The organism is Streptomyces sp. GESEQ-35 (assembly GCF_017948485.1).
In the GTDB taxonomy this organism is placed as follows: domain Bacteria; phylum Actinomycetota; class Actinomycetes; order Streptomycetales; family Streptomycetaceae; genus Streptomyces.
Genome location: NZ_JAFFSX010000001.1, coordinates 450198 through 465644, shown reverse-complemented (window position 1 = coordinate 465644; position 15447 = coordinate 450198). Strand labels below are relative to the sequence as shown.

Annotated in this window: 13 protein-coding genes and 2 pseudogenes; 8 read left to right on the top strand and 7 right to left on the bottom strand. The window is 68.9% G+C overall.

Going from position 1 to position 15447, the window contains the following annotated elements; all coding sequences use genetic code 11:
* The first annotated feature begins 274 nt into the window (after positions 1-274).
* The 3 genes from KCH87_RS02190 (at position 275) to KCH87_RS02180 (ending at position 2280) form a co-directional block, all read left to right on the top strand.
* The gene (locus KCH87_RS02190; protein ID WP_210583583.1) at positions 275-868 is read left to right on the top strand and encodes a helix-turn-helix domain-containing protein; all 594 of its coding nucleotides are present in this window, start codon (positions 275-277) and stop codon (positions 866-868) included.
* Entirely contained in the window at positions 865-1080 is a 216-nt protein-coding gene (locus KCH87_RS02185; protein ID WP_210583581.1) for a hypothetical protein, read from the top strand. The genes KCH87_RS02190 and KCH87_RS02185 overlap by 4 nt, the downstream gene beginning before the upstream one ends.
* Positions 1081-1260: 180 nt before the next feature.
* Entirely contained in the window at positions 1261-2280 is a 1020-nt protein-coding gene (locus KCH87_RS02180) for a LacI family DNA-binding transcriptional regulator (RefSeq protein ID WP_210583580.1), read from the top strand.
* Here KCH87_RS02180 and KCH87_RS02175 read toward each other — a convergent pair.
* Positions 2277-6212 (bottom strand): glycosyl hydrolase, encoded by a 3936-nt coding sequence (locus tag KCH87_RS02175; RefSeq protein WP_210583579.1) that lies wholly within the window; start codon positions 6210-6212, stop codon positions 2277-2279. The two genes, KCH87_RS02180 and KCH87_RS02175, sit on opposite strands and share 4 nt — an antisense overlap.
* Before the next feature lie 206 nt (positions 6213-6418).
* On the opposite strand from KCH87_RS02175, the gene KCH87_RS02170 reads away from it, so the two are divergent.
* Together KCH87_RS02170 and KCH87_RS02165 are read left to right on the top strand one after the other, a co-directional pair.
* A complete protein-coding gene (locus KCH87_RS02170; RefSeq protein WP_210583578.1) occupies positions 6419-7714 on the top strand; it encodes an MFS transporter in 1296 nt (431 codons plus the stop codon).
* A 13-nt stretch (positions 7715-7727) separates the two neighbouring features.
* Entirely contained in the window at positions 7728-9212 is a 1485-nt protein-coding gene (locus KCH87_RS02165; protein WP_210583577.1) for an L-fucose/L-arabinose isomerase family protein, read from the top strand.
* Positions 9213-9231: 19 nt separating this feature from the next.
* Here KCH87_RS02165 and KCH87_RS02160 read toward each other — a convergent pair whose 3' ends face one another.
* Together KCH87_RS02160 and KCH87_RS48780 are read right to left on the bottom strand one after the other, a co-directional pair.
* Positions 9232-10137 carry a hypothetical protein gene (locus KCH87_RS02160; RefSeq protein WP_210583576.1) on the bottom strand — a complete coding sequence of 302 codons (906 nt, stop codon included), beginning with the start codon at positions 10135-10137 and terminating at the stop codon, positions 9232-9234.
* A gap of 200 nt (positions 10138-10337) precedes the next feature.
* Positions 10338-10505, bottom strand: a pseudogene (locus KCH87_RS48780) (nitroreductase family deazaflavin-dependent oxidoreductase); the annotation flags it as partial.
* Positions 10506-10672: 167 nt separating this feature from the next.
* Between KCH87_RS48780 and KCH87_RS02155 the strand changes: the two are divergent.
* The gene (locus tag KCH87_RS02155) at positions 10673-10876 is read left to right on the top strand and encodes a cold-shock protein (RefSeq protein ID WP_210583575.1); all 204 of its coding nucleotides are present in this window, start codon (positions 10673-10675) and stop codon (positions 10874-10876) included.
* Positions 10877-10954: 78 nt separating this feature from the next.
* Here the strand turns inward: KCH87_RS02155 and KCH87_RS02150 are convergent, their stop codons facing one another.
* The gene (locus KCH87_RS02150; protein ID WP_210583574.1) at positions 10955-11452 is read right to left on the bottom strand and encodes a helix-turn-helix domain-containing protein; all 498 of its coding nucleotides are present in this window, start codon (positions 11450-11452) and stop codon (positions 10955-10957) included.
* 82 nt (positions 11453-11534) lie between these two features.
* A pseudogene (locus KCH87_RS48775) lies at positions 11535-11642 on the bottom strand (N-acetyltransferase); the annotation flags it as partial.
* Positions 11643-11857: 215 nt separating this feature from the next.
* On the opposite strand from KCH87_RS48775, the gene KCH87_RS02145 reads away from it, so the two are divergent.
* Together KCH87_RS02145 and KCH87_RS02140 are read left to right on the top strand one after the other, a co-directional pair.
* Positions 11858-12406 carry a DUF1062 domain-containing protein gene (locus tag KCH87_RS02145; protein WP_210583572.1) on the top strand — a complete coding sequence of 183 codons (549 nt, stop codon included), beginning with the start codon at positions 11858-11860 and terminating at the stop codon, positions 12404-12406.
* A 257-nt stretch (positions 12407-12663) separates the two neighbouring features.
* Positions 12664-13380: a DUF1963 domain-containing protein gene (locus tag KCH87_RS02140; RefSeq protein ID WP_308298724.1), complete on the top strand. Its 717-nt coding sequence runs from the start codon at positions 12664-12666 to the stop codon at positions 13378-13380.
* Positions 13381-13402: 22 nt separating this feature from the next.
* Here KCH87_RS02140 and KCH87_RS02135 read toward each other — a convergent pair whose 3' ends face one another.
* Positions 13403-14464, bottom strand: a complete 1062-nt coding sequence (locus KCH87_RS02135; protein ID WP_210583568.1) for an LLM class flavin-dependent oxidoreductase — start codon at positions 14462-14464, stop codon at positions 13403-13405.
* Positions 14464-14988, bottom strand: a complete 525-nt coding sequence (locus KCH87_RS02130) for an SRPBCC family protein (protein WP_210583566.1) — start codon at positions 14986-14988, stop codon at positions 14464-14466. The genes KCH87_RS02135 and KCH87_RS02130 overlap by 1 nt, the downstream gene beginning before the upstream one ends.
* Positions 14989-15447 lie beyond the last annotated feature (459 nt).

Genomic DNA, 15447 nt, shown 5'->3' with positions numbered 1-15447 from the left:
TTCAGGGGGGTGTCGCCCGCGCCAGCACGCAACCTGGGTGGGGGATGGTGTGCTACTGGCATGGCTGAGGATACTGGGACAGAGGTGTTTGGTGTAGACCAGGAATCCGCCGATCTCTCTTCGATCCGCGGAGTCGCAGTTCGGGTAGTCCTGGCTGGAGACCGTCATGCGCAGGGAGCTGCCACCCGGTAGACGATCCCGTCCGCCTCGACGACCACGAACAGGCCCATCCCAACCCTTGTAAAGGAGTCTTTAGAAAGATACCTTTACATCCATGTCAGAGCCAACGCCCAAGGCCGGCACGCCGCGGCGCTCCGTCCATCTCGCAGACCCGCGTGCCCTGCGCGCCTACGCCCACCCCACCCGTATGAAGCTGGTTGGGCTGCTGCGTGTCGAGGGTCCGTTCACGGCGACCCGCGCTGCGGAACTGACCGGCGAGTCCGTGGCGAGCTGCTCGTACCATCTGCGGATACTCGCCAAGTACGGGCTGGTCGAGGAGGCCGAGGGAGGTCAGGGCCGGGAGAAGCCTTGGCGGGCCACGGCCCGGTACACCGAGTGGCGGGATGCCGACAGTGATGCGGCCGAAGCTCTCAGCACGGCCGTCGCAGAGCGGTTCTTCGAGCAGATGACGCACGCGGTCGAGACCCGACGGCAGCTGCCGCGCGAGTGGCGCGAGGCGGAGCAGTTCGGTGACGACATCGTCTATCTGACAGCCGCCGAACTCACCGAGTTGAGGGAGCGGTTCTCGGCGCTGCTGGATTCCTACGGAGAGCGGGCCGACGACCCGTCACGGCGCCCGGAAGGGGCAGAGCCGGTGACCGTACTGCGCGTCGCGTTCCGCAACCGCCGCGGGGAAGCCTCGTCATGAACCACCACCCGGACATACACCGCCACCTTCACGCCGCCCGCGCCGCCGAGTTGCGTGCGCAGGCCCGCGCCTGGGAGCTGCGCCGGACCGCCGGCGCCGGCGATCCGGTCCGGAGCGGCGCGTCGCTCCGGGCTCGCCTCGGCTGGCTACTGGTCGAGGCCGGCCTGCGGCTCCTGCACTCGCCGGCGCCACCGCACCCAGCGGAGGGCTGAGAGGCGTAAGCGTTTCGTCGGCATCCATCTGGCGGAGACCCGATACAGCACCGTCTCCCTGAGCTCCTGGGCCGTGTCCGTTCCGCCTGTGCGTAAATCGTTTTATGTGTGCTCGCGGTATGCTTGCCTCGCCCATGAGGCCGCTGTCGCGGCTGGTTGCACTGCCGATATCGCGAGGGGGTGGACGCCATTTCGGCTCGCCCTGCCCGCATTCAGGATGTCGCCGCCGCCGCAGGCGTCTCGGTGTCCACGGTGTCGAACGTGCTCAACCGGCCCGAGCGAGTCAACGCGCAGACCGCCGAGCGGGTACGCAACGCGGTCGCGGCCCTCGACTACGTCCCCCACCCGGGAGCCGCCGGCCTGCGCACGGGTCACTCGTCCTCGATCGGACTGGTCCTGCCCGACGTGGCCAACTCGTTCTACGCGCGCATCGCACGGGGTGCCGCCGAGGCGGCGTACACGCATGGCTATGCGCTTGTCCTCTGCCACAGCGGGGACCAACCGGAGCGGGAACAGGGCTACTTCACCATGCTGGTCGAGCAGCGGGCCGTGGGCGTTGTCGTCGTTCCGCTCAGCGCCGATCCGAGCCGGCTGACCCGGCTGCGTGACCGCGGCATCCCGCTGGTTCTGGCCGACCGCGCGATGCCCGACCGGGACGGCTGCTCCGCGTCCGTCGACGACATCGCCGGCGGCCGTATCGCGGTCCAGCATCTCCTGGACCGCGGGGCGCGCGACGTCCTCGTGGTCAACGGAGAGCGCGGGATCCGCCAGTGCGCCGACCGGTTCCAGGGCGCCCGGCAGGCCGTGCGCAGCCGACGTGAGGCGACGTTGGACCAGGTCGTCGCCGAGGAGATGACGGTGGCGTACGGCACGAAGATCGCGGACCAGCTCGAGGACCTGCCCGACGGGGTCTTCTGCACCAACGACTTCCTCGCCGCGGGACTGTGCCGAGGACTGGCCGACCGCGGCGTGCGCATTCCCGAGGACGTGCAGGTGGTCGGCTACGGCGACCTCGACATCGCGGGTTTCGGCGCGACGACCCTCACCACGGTCCGGCAGCCCGTCGAGGACCTCGGCCGGGCCGCCGTCGAGATGGTCCTCGACGAGATCGAGGCCCGCGCCGAACACACCCACGAGACCCGGGTCTTCGCGCCCGACCTCGTCCTGCGGGACTCCACACGGCCGCCCACCGACCTCTAGTCGGACCGCGCAATCCGAAGAATCACCGGTCCCAGCAGGCCCGACGGCAGCTGGTCCGGGAAGGCCCAGGCGGTCGGCGTGGCCTCGGCGAGATACGGCGCAAGCGTGTTGTACACGGTCACGTCGACCCGGACGGTGCGTCCCGCGGCCCCGGGCAGAGTAAAGCGGTACGGAACGCAGAACGCCTCGCCGACGACCTCCCCGTCCAGCGACACCTCTACGCTGCCCCGCACCCGCCCCAGATCCAGCACGGGGTCCGGCCCCGGTGGCACCTGAAGCGAACGCGAGTAGGTCACGCCCCCGCTCCAACCGCCCAGCCCCATCGAGCTCCAGGCCCCCAGAGTCAGCGGCGCCGGTACGGTGCGCACACGCACCGGCCCGCGCCACGCGGACCCGCCCCGCAGAACCGTCGTGGGCGAGGTGACGACCTCGACTTCCGTGGGTTCGCCCAACGGCTCGTCCAGCATGACCACTTGGCCGTCGAGCGCATGCTCCGCGCCGTCGCCGACCCGCACCTGCGCGGCAAGCTCCAGCGGCAGATCGACCGACACCGTGCCCGCGGGCACGGTGAAACGGAAGCGTTGCGGCGCGGCACGGACGTCGTCGGTGGACCGCACCGGCAGCACGGCGCCGCCCAGCACCGACGGGCCGCTGAGCCACTCGGCGTCCGGCAACGGGTGGGGCCGTACCACCGCGTGGCAGTGCTGCAATTCGCCCCGCCTGTCCGCGTCTTCGACCGTACGGCCGTACCACCCGCCCGTCTCTGCCTCCCAGCCCGCGCCACTGACCACTGCCGCCGACCGCGCCACCAGGTCGACGAAGACCGCGTCCCGAACGCCGTCGGTCACGACGTCGAGTACGTGATCGCCCGCCCCGAGCGTCAGTTCGTGGCGGAAGAACATGGGCACCGCACCCCAGTCCGCCTCGTAGTACTCGACCTTCTCCTGCCGCGCCACGACGGTGCCGTCGAACAGCACGGTGACCGCCGTCGCGGCACCCACGACGAGCACCGCCTCCGTACCGTCGTGGGGGAGGCGAAGCCGCGCGCGATACGTCACCGGACCCTGCGGCCGTACTCCCTCGGGCAAGCGCATGAAACGGGGCCGTGGCGGGAATCCGCCCGGCTCGGACAGGCAGAAGCAACTGCCCAGCGGTGTACCGGCCTTGGCGGAGATCGTGGAGGGCCGGCCCTGCGCCTCGGACAGTTCGTACTCGAGCACATTGCGGGACTGGGCCACTGTCACCCGCGCCGAGGCCAGGTATCCGCCACGACCCGTGTCCAGTTGCCGGCCGTTCCACCACACGCGCTTGACCGCCTCCGCACCGACATGCAGGTCGGCAGCGCCCCGGTGGTCGGTCTCCACGATGGCCCGGACGCGCGCCGCTTCTCCGTTGCCCGGTACCGGAACGCGTACGAACTCCTCGTTCACCAGGCCCTTGGTGCCGAGCAGCCCGCCCGGATCCGGGATTCCGCGGCTCGACGAGTACACCGCCACATCCCAGTCCGGGGCGAGGGGCAGTTGTCCGGCCAGCACTCGCTCGACGGACCCGGCGTCGAGCGGCTCCACAGCCCGGGCCGAGGGCACCAGGACGCGGACCCGGTTGCCGTACGTGACGCGCGTCTGCTGCCACACCGCGTCCGGCCCCTCGCTCTCGGTCCACCGCATGTCCCAGATCTGCGGCTCGGCCACGGACGATTCCGCGGGCAGCGCCAGATCGCCCCACGTGTTGTCCATGGTGGGGACGAGACGGCCCTGCCAGCCGGTCGAGATGTCGATGGCCCCGGCCGGCCCGGGCGGCACTGTCGCCCGGCTTGACGGTGTGCCCTCGCGCCATACGACGAGTGCGGCGGGGGCGCCGTCCAGCCGTACCTCGATGGTCGAAGAGCCGTCGTCGGAGACGGTGACGCGTGCCGGATTGCGCGTGCCGGTCGCCGGGTTCCAGACCTCGGCCTCGGCGACCGGGGCGCGGACGGTGACGGACGAAGTGCGGGCGTAGCGAGCCGGATCGACGACGTGGTTCTTCCTTGGCCGGGGAGAACTGGTGCGAGGCTCGGGCACGCCGGCGTCGGGGAAGGTCCCCGTCACCAGGGCGACCCCGTCGCTTCCCATCCGCCTGACGAGCAGCGGCACTTCGCCCGTGGCGTGTCCGGCCGCGTCGGCCACCGCTGCCGCTCCGGCCTCGGCGTCACCCACCCGCTCCAGCCGCGGATGCGCCAGCAATGCCGCTACGACGGAGTCGTCACCGGCCATACCGGCCGCCGCTGTCGGGGGCTGCCCCACGACCACGACCCGTCCACCGGAGTCGAGCAGTTCGGTCAGCCGACGCGCCGTCTCCTCCTCCAGGACGCTCGTCGAGGGCAGCAGCACCACGCTGTAGTCGAGGTCCCTGATGCGCAGAGTGCCGTCGACGGGCTTGGCGCGCTGGATGGAGTCGTCGTCGATGACGTCGAAGGCGACGCGGTTCAGGTCCAGGGCGCCGACCCGGGGGCGCAGCCAGTTGTTCGTGCCGCACAGGTCCAGGTAGTGCTGTTGCGTCTCGTCGGCTTCGGCATGGCCGTCACCGAGCCGGCCGTCACCGAAGTGGCGGACGGGCGCGTCCAGCGGGACGAGGGACTGCATGGTGGCGGTGGGATGCAGGACCGCCACATCGGCGTCGTAGCTGCCCCAGGACATGATCGAGCAGATCCGGGCCACGGCCCGCGAGAACGCCGGGTACTGCTTCCAGTAGGGCTGGCGCCAGTCGGTGGACGGCGGCGCCCACTCGAACCAGCCGCCCGCGGTGCCGAAGTAACTGGCGTGAGGGTTGAACAGGTTGGCGCCGCTGCGCAGGAACGGCAGCAGCCAGTCGTAGGTGTCCTCCAGGGTGCCGCCCCAGCCGGAGGAGTGGAACGCCTCCATCCAGACGCGCTCGTGGCCGTAGAGGTGGGCCATGGACGAGTGGACCTTGGCATCACCGTGGTGGTCGCTGCCGGCCGCGCTGAACCAGCGGTGGGTACGGAAGTAGTCGGTGTAGAGCTGTGTCGACTGGGCCGGGTAGCCCGCGCGGGCCGGGTTGCTCTGGTCGCAGCCCAGAAGCATGCCGCGCTCGCGGTGCCAGGCGGCGAGCGGCCGGAACAGGGCCTCTTCGGTGAGTTCCGTGCGGACGCCGTAGTAGTCGGCGCGGACCTTCGCCGCCCTCGCGGTGGTGCGCGTACCGAACAGATCCGGGAGGTGGTCGAGGAGGTCGTAGCCGCGCCGGGTGCGGAACTCCTCCGCGAAGCGGCGGCTCCAGGAGTTCGTGCCAGGCAGTTCGTCCTGGAAGCTGCCCGCGATGACGTTGCCCAGGTATTCGGGGACGCTGCGGTCGAATTCGTGGTGGACGGCGTCCATCAGTGCCTCGACGGCGTGCGGGTTGAGGTAGTCGAACGCCGTGGGGACGGTGGTCACCAGCTGTACGTGGGTGCCGTCGGGGGCCGCGGTCGGGTCGGGCAGGCGTCGGCCGTCGGCGTCGTACGCGCTCACCAGCGTCTCGGCGTCCCGCAGGGCCACCGTGCCCCGGTCCACGGTCGCGGTGCGGAAGCGCAGGGCCAGGCCCGATGCCTCGGGGTGCCGTCCGGTGACGCCGCCTTGGAGATTGGCGCCGGAGAAGCCGATCTGGTCGTAGAACCACAGGCGTATGCCCACAGCTGCGGCGACCTCGCAGGCGTCGGTGAAACGGGCCCACCACTCCTCGCTGAACCACGCCGGTTCGTCGGCCCGGGCGCCGAAACTCGGGCCGCTCGGCGCCAGGTTGATCACCACGAGGTTGTGGATGCCGCCGTCCGCGAACGCCCGCATCTGCCATTCCAGACGGTCGCGGGTGACCTTCGCGCCCGACCACCACCACAGGGGAGTGGGGCCGAAGTCCCGGGGCGGATCTTCGAAAAGCTGCTGAAGCGCGGGGGAGAGCACGGATGCGATCCTTCCCCTAAAACGTTTTTAGGCCGCCTTCACCGTAGGGGAGCTGGAGGGCTTGCGCCACGGTCGCGGTGAGTCCGGAAGCGGTTGGTACTGGAGGGTGGTTGTCTGCGCGGCACCTTGTTGGAACGTTTTTTGTTCCCTATATTCTCTGCGATCCGGCCCGGAACCGCGATGTCACGAGACGACGGAGTCGCATCATGGCCGAACAGCCCATTCCGAAGCAGCTCTGGAAGGCCGCAGCCCTGTCCGGCATGGCCTCTTACCTCGATGCGGGCCTGATCGTCAGCATCTCGGTGAACCTGGCCATCTACCGCGACAGTTACGACATGGGCGTGTGGATGGCGGGCGCGATCAGTGCGATCGTCACCATCTGCATCGCCGTCGGGTCCCTCGTCGGCGGACGGCTCGCCGACATGTTCGGCCGCCGCAGGGTCTACAACTGGGACATCTTCTGCTTCGCGTTGGGTGCGCTCGTCATCACGCTGGCGCCGGACGACATCACGCTGCTGATCGGTGTCCTCGTCGCCGGCCTCGCGGCGGGCGCCGACCTGCCGACGTCCCTGGCCGTGGTCTCGGACGCCGCACCAGCTCCGGCCCGTGGGCGGCTCGTGGCCTTCACGCAGGTCATGTGGATGCTCGGCATCACCGTCGCCATCTTCCTCGGCTTCGTCCTGTCAACCACGGGCATGACCGGAGCACGCATCATCACCGGCCAACTGGCCCTCGCCGCGCTCGTCACCTGGCACCTGCGGTCCAAGCTGAAGCTGGCCCCCGAACAGCAGGCCTCCGCCGTGGAACCGGAGGACGCGGCCGTCCCGCGCGGCGTCGCGCTGAAGAACGTGTGGACACGGGCCGCGCTGTTGCCCATGGCAGCGACGTTCGCCTTCTACGTCACCTGGGGACTGGGCGCCAACACCTTCGGCCAGTTCGGCACCTACCTGCTGGTGACCGTCAGCGACGCCTCCCAGAGCCTCGCCACCGGCATCAACCTGGCCTTCATCCCGATCGGGGTCCTGCTGACGATCGCCTTCGTCCGAGTCGCCGACAGCCCTCTGCGCGACCGGCTGTTCTATGTGGCCGCCGCCGTGCAGATCCTGGCGTTCGTCATCGCGTCCCTGACCGCCGGTGCGCTCGTCGGCATGCTCGTCTTCTTCGTCCTCTACCAGCTCTCCAACCCCTTTGCCGGAGAGGCCAACTACAAGGTCTGGTCGCAGCTCACTCTGCCCGCGGACACGCGCGGCACCACCCAGGGGCTCACCTACGCCCTGTCGCGCGGGGTCTTCGCGGTCGCCGCGTTCTTCACGCCGGCCCTGGCCGACCACAGTCCGGCCGTCCTGCTCTGGTCCATCACCGTGTGCATGGCGCTGTCGGCCGGAGCGGGTGCCTTCATCATCCGCGTCCTTGTCCCGCGTGCGCCCGCTGCCGCCCCCGCCCCGGCCGGCCTGCGGATCGCCGGCGCCGGAGCGCCGAAGCCGACCTCGCCAGCGCCCTGAAGGAGCACTTGCCATGACTACGACCGCCTCCACGACGGCAACGACCGCGGGCGGCGCCGCCGAACGGGCCTCCCGCTTGCGCGAGTTGCTGCCACCGGCCGCCCGCCGCCGCACCCGGATCGGACTCGTGGCCGGCGGACTGGGCACGTACTGGCCGCAGTTCCCCGGGCTTCTACCGCAGTTGAAGGAGTCGGCCGGCTACGTCACCGAGCGCCTCCGGGGTATGGACGCGGAGGTGACCGACGTCGGGTTCGTCTCCGACGCCGAGGAGGGCGCGGCGGCAGCCGAACAACTGCGCCGGGCGGACTGCGACTTGATCGTGCTGTTCCTGACGACGTATCTGACGTCGTCGATGGTCCTGCCGATCGCCCGGCGCTCGCACACACCGGTCCTGGTCATCGACCTTCAGCCGACCGAGAAGATGGACCACGCGTCCTTCGACACCGGAGCCTGGCTGGCCTACTGCGGACAGTGCCCGGTGCCCGAGGTCGGCAACGTCTTCCGCCGGGCCGGCATCCCCTTCCGGTCGGTGTCCGGCTGGCTGCGCCAGGAGTCCGCCTGGCAGCGCATCGAGCAGTGGATCCGTGCCGCCCATGTCCGCGCCGCGCTGCGGCACGCCCGGCACGGTCTCATGGGGCACGTGTATCCGGGCATGCTCGATGTGTCGACCGACCTGACGCTCCTGCCCACGACATTCGGCTCGCACGTGGAGGTGCTGGAGTTCGACGACCTACGGCACCGGGTGGAGAAGGTGACCGACGCGGAGACCCGGGAGCGCATGGCCCTCGCCCGTCAGGTCTTCACCCTCGACGACAGCGTGGTGGACGAGGACTTCGCGTGGGGCGCGACCGTCTCGGTCGCCCTCGACCGACTCGTGGCGGACTTCGGGCTCGACACCCTCGCGTACTACCACCGGGGCCTCGACGGCGAACTGCACGAGCGGCTCGGCGCCGGGATGATCCTGGGCGCCTCCCTGCTGACCGCCCGGGGCGTACCGGCTGCCGGCGAGTACGAGCTGCGCACCAGCCTCGCCCAACTCGCCTCCCAGGCCGTCGGTGCCGGGGGTTCGTTCACCGAGATCCAGGCCCTCAACTTCGAGGACGGCGTGGTGGAGATGGGCCACGACGGACCCGGACACCTCGCGGTCAGCTCCCGAGACCCCTTGCTGCGCGGGCTGGGCGTCTACCACGGCAAACGCGGCTGGGGCGTGAGCGTGGAGTTCGACGTCCAGCAGGGCCCCGTCACCCTCCTGGGCCTCGGCCAGGACGCCGACGGCAGCCTGTCCTTCGTCACCTCCCAGGGCACCGTCGTCCCGGGCCCGCTGCTGAAGATCGGCAACACCACCAGCCGGGTCGACTTCGGCCGGGACCCCGGCGAGTGGGTCGACGCCTGGAGCGCCACGGGCGTCGGCCACCACTGGTCCCTGGCCGTCGGCCACCACACGGCGGACTTCCGGTCCGCCGCGAGCCTGCTCGGCATCGATCACCGGGAGGTGTGACGGGGGCCGGATTGCCCGTTCAGTGCGGCGGGGACTGGTCATGTTCGCGCGACGACGTCAGGTTCTCGGCGATTCGGTCGATGCCGAAGCCACTGATCAAGAGGCGTTCCTTGCGGTTGCCGGTGAGGAGTTGACTCCAGTCGACGAAGCCGCCGTCGGCGACTTCCAGCTGTTGGTCGTCCACACCGGCAAAGATTTTGAAGCAGATTCCCGTGTAGTAGCCGCGTCCGGTCGTCCGATCGGGGTCCTCGACCACGGATGCGCCTGGAAGCGCGGCGAGGTCACCCCGTATCCGTTCGATGACCGGGCGGTTGGAGTCCTCCAGGCAGGTGAGCCGGATCTGTGTGCGCTGCGATCCGGCGGCGGCCAGTGCCCGTGCTGCGAACCGAAGATGCTGGGCCAGCTGCTGGTATTCGAAGGACCGGCTGCCGGTATCCCGTCCGGCGGTCACCAGGCCGAATATCTGGAAGTGGGCGAGCATTCCGGGGTTGTCGAAGTGCTGTGCGCGAGTCACTCGTTGACTCGCCGCGAGGCGTACCGGCACGTTTGAACGAGGATCTGCGGCCAGGGCCAGCGAACGTCGCACCGACGCCTCCAGAGCCAACCCGTTCGTCGGGTCGGCGGCAACCTCGCTGCCGCGGATCGTCGCGATCACCTTGCGCGGATCGACACTCGCGACACCTGAATGCGCGGCCAGAGGCAGGACCGGGGCAAGCACAAGCATCTCGAAGTCGTCGGACAACGCGGCCACGAAGGCGTCCTCGGCTCGGCGGAGCGCGGTGAAGCGGGTCGGTGCCGGTGCGACGAACCGATCACTGCGATAGCGCCGCATCACATCCGCCGGCGAGAGCCGGTCTGCTCGGCGCCGGAACACCTCCAGCAGAAGCGTTGTCAGATCACCACCGGACAAACCGTCGGTCATCAACTCCAGCAGCTCCGGGCCGAGAGGCCGGTCCAGGACGCGTCGCAATGCTGGGTTGGCCGGGATTTCCCGATGGGAATCATCACGCTTCATGAGCAGGGAGTATCGCGGGACGGGTTTTGGCTTGGCGAGGGATTATCGCCATCAGGTCGTCGTTGGCGACGGTGGGCCGTCCGCCGGTCGTGCCGCCGGCACGGGTTCCAGATCTTGCGGATCTTGCCGCTCTTCGCTCCGCGCATCGTGACAATGACGACGGGCAGGCCTGTGTCCCAGAGCGTCGTCCCCTGCGTGCCGCCCGAACTCTCATACAGCTCCACCTGGTCGTGCACCCACTGCGCGGGACTCGGCTCGTACTCGCCCTCAAGAGGCATCTTGTTCCCTGGTGGCGGCTGGTTTTGCCGTGTAGCGTCGCGGTGAGATGTCGTGGTTGGCAGTGGCGTGCCCGTGTTGTGGTGCGGGTGTGTTGTTGTAGGTGACCGGGGCGTTCTTCTCCAGGGCCGCGTGGTGCGGTTCCTGACACTGACTGAGAGGCACCAGCATGGCCAGCGGAACCGTCAAGTGGTTCAACGCGGAAAAGGGCTTCGGCTTCATCGCCCAGGACGGCGGCGGACCGGACGTCTTCGCGCACTACTCCAACATCAATGCCTCCGGCTTCCGTGAGCTTCAGGAAGGCCAGTCGGTCACCTTTGACATCACGCAGGGGCAGAAGGGCCCGCAGGCGGAGAACATCACCCCTGCCTGATCTTTGACGTCAGTAGGTCCCGGAGCAGATGCGCCGGGACCTACTGCGCCACGGTAGGGCGTGCGGCCGGAGTCCCCCTCAAGCGGTGAAGCGCCTCTGGATGTCAGGGCGTTCGGCGAGGTGTTGGGGATAGCCAGGGCCGAGGCGCGGGTGAGTGTCGTCGGCTGTCATCGGTTCTTTGCAGGAGGCGCAAACGACCTCGGCGTCACTTTCGTGACCGCAGCGGTCGTGGTGGAAGACCACGGGCGGTCCCTGCGTGCCGCTGAGCCAGCGATTACCCCAGGCGTTCATGGCAGCCAACACGCCGAAGAAGTCGCGCCCCTTCTCGGTAAGTACGTAGTCGTAGCGCACCGGCTCGTGCTGGTAGGCCTTCTTCTCCAGGAGGCCCTCATCGACCAGGCGGCGGAGGCGGTCGGTCAAGGTGTTGCGGGCGATGCCGAGTTCCTGCTGGAACGCGTCGAACCGCTTGATCCCGTAGAAGGCCTCCCGCAGGACCAGCGGCGTCCACCAGTCCCCGAGCATGTCCATCGTGCGCGCGACTGAACACGGCCAGTTCGCGAAAGAGGTCCGCCTCATGGCCTCAGCATATAGGTCTCACCATAGGACTTAGCATTTCGGACTTCTGGATGCGCATACCGAGCTCATCCGACCGCACGATCAACGCGTTGTGCGCGGACCGGTTGTGGTTGTCGATGTTCCAGAGCGTCGCGGTGCCGACCAGCGTGCCGCCGTTCAACTCCACCACGGAGAACGGGACGTGCCCCTGCTAACCAATGGGGTAGGCCCTGGCGGTAAGGCGCTCGAAAACCAGTGGAGCAGCGCCGCTGAGCGCCACTACCGTGCTGCCGAGCCAAGTCGTCTGGGCAAGGACGTGCCGTTGTACACCGTGTGAGACCTCCCGAGAGCTGATGTGTCGCGCGTCGCGCATGTGCGCCGCGCTGCTTTTTGCTGCGGACTTCTCACTGAAACCGGTGTACTTCTGTGCTCAATAGCTGGGTGGTCATGCCCACCTGCCTGCCGACCGTTCTCCGCCGTTGCCACGCGTGCGCGTCCGACCGCTTGCGGGCAAACGGCAAATTTCGCGTCAACGCACACCACAAACTCATCGACGCCTGGCTCCTCGCGCTCTGCACCGCTTGCGGGGAAACGGCAAAGCTCACGTTCCTGGAACGGGTGAACGTGCGCTCCGTACGACCTGAGCTGCTGGACCGGCTGCATGACAACGACCCTGGCCTGGCAGCTGAGCTGCTCCAGGATCCGGTTGTGCGGCGCCGTAATCGCATCGCCCTCGACTGGGCGGGCGCCTGGCGCCTCGACACCGGCGGATCGGATCACCTTCACCGCGAGGTGATCGACGTCTCGGTCCGCTTCGTGGCGCGGATCCCTGTCCGTCCGGTGCGACTGATCGCTGAAGGCTGCGGTCTTTCGCGGGCCGAGGTCGAGAGACTGATCACGGAGGGGAAAGTCGTTTCGGCAGTCCGGCTGAGCGGCAAGCTCTCCGGCGACTTCACCTTCACGCTCAAGCGCTGAGCTCTCCTCGGGACCAGGGGCCTGTCCGGCAGATCCGCCGGACAGGCCCCAGCCCGCCACGGCTTCGAAGCCGCTGTGTCAGTGCCCGCCTCTACGGTTTGCCCATGACTCCTGAGATGTGGGACCGGCTAAGTGCCTTTCGTGACGAGGCGATCGCGCGAGGCTTACCCGCCGACGACGTAGAGCGATGGCTGGCCACCGCCCGGCCTTGCGCGACGCTGAGGCGGGACGGGGACGGGGACGGGAACAGGCCGGTCGTGGGCCAGTTCGGTGGTCCGCTCCTGCTTCCGGCCGAAACCCCTGACCCCGCCACCCCCTTCGTCGCCTCCATCGACCTCGCGGCCCTGCCCGCCGACGCGACGGACCTGCCCCTGCCTCCCGATGGCCACCTGCTGCTGTTCGCCTTCCCGGAGACCGACGACGACCCCGAAGCCATGGGCAGCGTGGTGTACGTTCCCGCCGGCACGGCCGTGGCGGAACGGGACAGACACGCTTGGAACCCCTTCGAATTCGAGGACAACGAGGCGATGTTCGAGGCGTTCCCGCAGGGTCCGCTGCGGGCGACGACCGATGTGTCACTGCCCTACCACGGGGCGGTCCCGTCCTCCGAGGGCCCCGGGGTCGTACCGTTCCCCGGGCATCCCCGCTCCGAGGAACTGGCCAAAGTGTGGGAGCGCATGCAGGCTGACAACCCCACCAGGGCGCACCTCCAGATCGGTGGATACGCCGATGAGGAGGCCGTCTACACCGACCCGGTCGCGGATGCCGTGGCCAGGGCCGTGAGAGCGGCGGAAGCGGGCCGGTGGGAGGGACCGGTTTCGGCTGACGTCTCGGACTGGGTGCTCCTGGCAGACTGGCCGGCCGGCATAGACGGGGGCTGGGAGAGCGCCACCGTGCACTGGGTTATCCAGCGCGAGGACCTGACCGCGCGGCGCTTCGACCGCGCGTTCACCTCGGTCTTCTGGAACCCCTGACCTGTGCCTGGGTGGGTTCGGGCTACCGGCCCGGCTCGCGCTCGATGTCACGGACCAGGTCGAGGGCGTGGCCCAGGGTGGTGAGCCGGGCGTCCAGCGTCTCGCCGGCGGGGTAAAGGCGTACGGTGTCGATGCCGGCGTTGCGCCACACTCGCAGCCGGTTCCGCACCATGGTCTCGGTGCCGATGAGCGTGGTGCCCAGCACCATCTCGTCGGTGACCAGTTCGGCCGCGCCGTCCCGGTCGCCGGCCTGCCAGCGTTCGCGGACCTCGGCGGCGACGTCGGCCCAGCCCTGGCGGCTGTATGCGTTGTTGTAGAAGTTGGTGCTCGCGGAGCCCATGCCGCCGAGGCTGAAGGCCAGTTCCTTCTTGCGGCCGGCCACCATCGCCCGGAGTGCGTCCTCGTCCTCGGCGAAGGCCACCTCGGCGCCCTGGCAGATATCGAAGTCCGAGCGTGAGCGGCCGGAAGCGGTGAGGCCCGCGTCCAAGTGGTCGAAGTAGGCCTCTTTGGCTCCCTCGGGCACGAAGCTGGTGCCGAGCCAGCCGTCGGCGATCTCGCCGGTCAGGCGCAGCATCTTCGGTGAGAGGGTCGCGAGGTAGATCGGGATGTCGTGCTCGGCGCGCATGGACAGACGCATGGGCTTGGCATCCCCGCCGGGCAGCGGGATCTGGAACTCCCGCCCGGTGTAGGAGACTTTCTCACCCGCGGCGGCCTGCCGCACGATCTCTACGGTTTCCTTCGTCCGGGACAACGGCCGGTCGAAGGGCACGCCGTGCAGTCCTTCGATCACCTGCGGGCCGGACGGGCCGAGTCCCAGCAGGAAGCGCCCCTGGGAGATCTGCGACAGGGTGATCGCCGCTCGGGCGATGGCCATCGGCGTGCGGGTGGCGAGCTGGATGATCCCGGAGCCGAGCAGCATGCGCTCCGTCCGGGCGGCGAGATACCCCAGCGGCGACGGCGCCTCGGATCCCCAGGCCTCAGCAACCCAGCAGATGTCCAGGCCCAGCTTCTCCGCCTCGGTGACGAAGTCCACCGTCTCCGGCCAACTGCCCCCGGACGCCTCGATCGTGGTCGACGTACGCATCACACACTCGCCTTTCCGGGCTCTTCCGCAAGCGTTTTGATCGCCGTGAGAGTGACGCCGATGTTGGCCTCGAACTCCCGCATCCGTACGAAGACGATCTTCTGTTCCTTCTCCGGCATGCGGTCGATGGCAAATGAAAGACCCGACCTGCCCGGTCCCAGCTGCATCCACTGCCGCAGCAGCGTCCCGCCGTCCTTGGGTTCGAGGGTGAATCGCCAGATCGACGAAGGCTGCTCGGGGTCCTCGACCGCCCAGGTGAAGACTCTGGGCGGCTCGTACTCCACGACGTGGGAGGTGGTGGCCCACTCACCCAGCGCCTCGTGGCTGCTCCGGCCCACGAACCGGACGCCGGGCGCGGGTTGTGTTGCCCCGTCCAGCCACTCCACCGACTGCAACTCCGCGCTCATGCTCGGCATCAGCTCGAGGTCGGTCACCAGCCCCCATACCCGTTCCGGCGGGGCGGCGATCCAGATCGGCACCTCGACCGTCGGCTTGTCCGCGTAGCGCGCGCCCGTCCACTCCATGGCCCGGCGGCCTCCTCTGTTCGTCGGTCAGTGCGCAGTGCATCTGGGTCCTCCTCACGTTCAAGGGGAGGCACGGCGCCCAGCATCGACTAGTGAGTCTATCTACGCAACTGTTCAGGTCATTCGCTTTCCGAAGACACCAGGAGCTCCTGGTGGAACCGCAGGGCGCCGAACCCGCCGAGCCTCCCGCGCTCGCTGAGCGCGACTGGGTCCCCCCACCTTCTTCGTCAACGGACGTAGGCACTACGGCGCGTACGACATTGCGAGCCTGGCCGCTGGAATCACGTATGACACGGTCTCGGAGCTAGTTCGCTGTTCACGGATATGAACTTTGCTCACGTGGGTGTTCAGGGATGGGGTCGTCGTGTAAGACTCCGTCAACTTCCTTGTGACACTGTCGAGTTGGAAGGGTGGAGCGATCGTGAGTGTTCCTCGGCGGACTCTGCTGGCCACGGCGGC

Excerpts from the sequence above, each read along its gene's own strand:
- KCH87_RS02170 (WP_210583578.1), top strand. The coding sequence starts at position 6,419 with ATGGCCGAACAGCCCATTCCGAAGCAGCTCTGGAAGGCCGCAGCCCTG.
- KCH87_RS02135 (WP_210583568.1), bottom strand. The coding sequence starts at position 14,464 with ATGCGTACGTCGACCACGATCGAGGCGTCCGGGGGCAGTTGGCCGGAG.
- KCH87_RS02130 (WP_210583566.1), bottom strand. The coding sequence starts at position 14,988 with ATGGAGTGGACGGGCGCGCGCTACGCGGACAAGCCGACGGTCGAGGTG.
- KCH87_RS02185 (WP_210583581.1), top strand. The coding sequence starts at position 865 with ATGAACCACCACCCGGACATACACCGCCACCTTCACGCCGCCCGCGCC.
- KCH87_RS02190 (WP_210583583.1), top strand. The coding sequence starts at position 275 with ATGTCAGAGCCAACGCCCAAGGCCGGCACGCCGCGGCGCTCCGTCCAT.
- KCH87_RS02150 (WP_210583574.1), bottom strand. The coding sequence starts at position 11,452 with ATGAGGCGGACCTCTTTCGCGAACTGGCCGTGTTCAGTCGCGCGCACG.
- KCH87_RS02155 (WP_210583575.1), top strand. The coding sequence starts at position 10,673 with ATGGCCAGCGGAACCGTCAAGTGGTTCAACGCGGAAAAGGGCTTCGGC.
- KCH87_RS02165 (WP_210583577.1), top strand. The coding sequence starts at position 7,728 with ATGACTACGACCGCCTCCACGACGGCAACGACCGCGGGCGGCGCCGCC.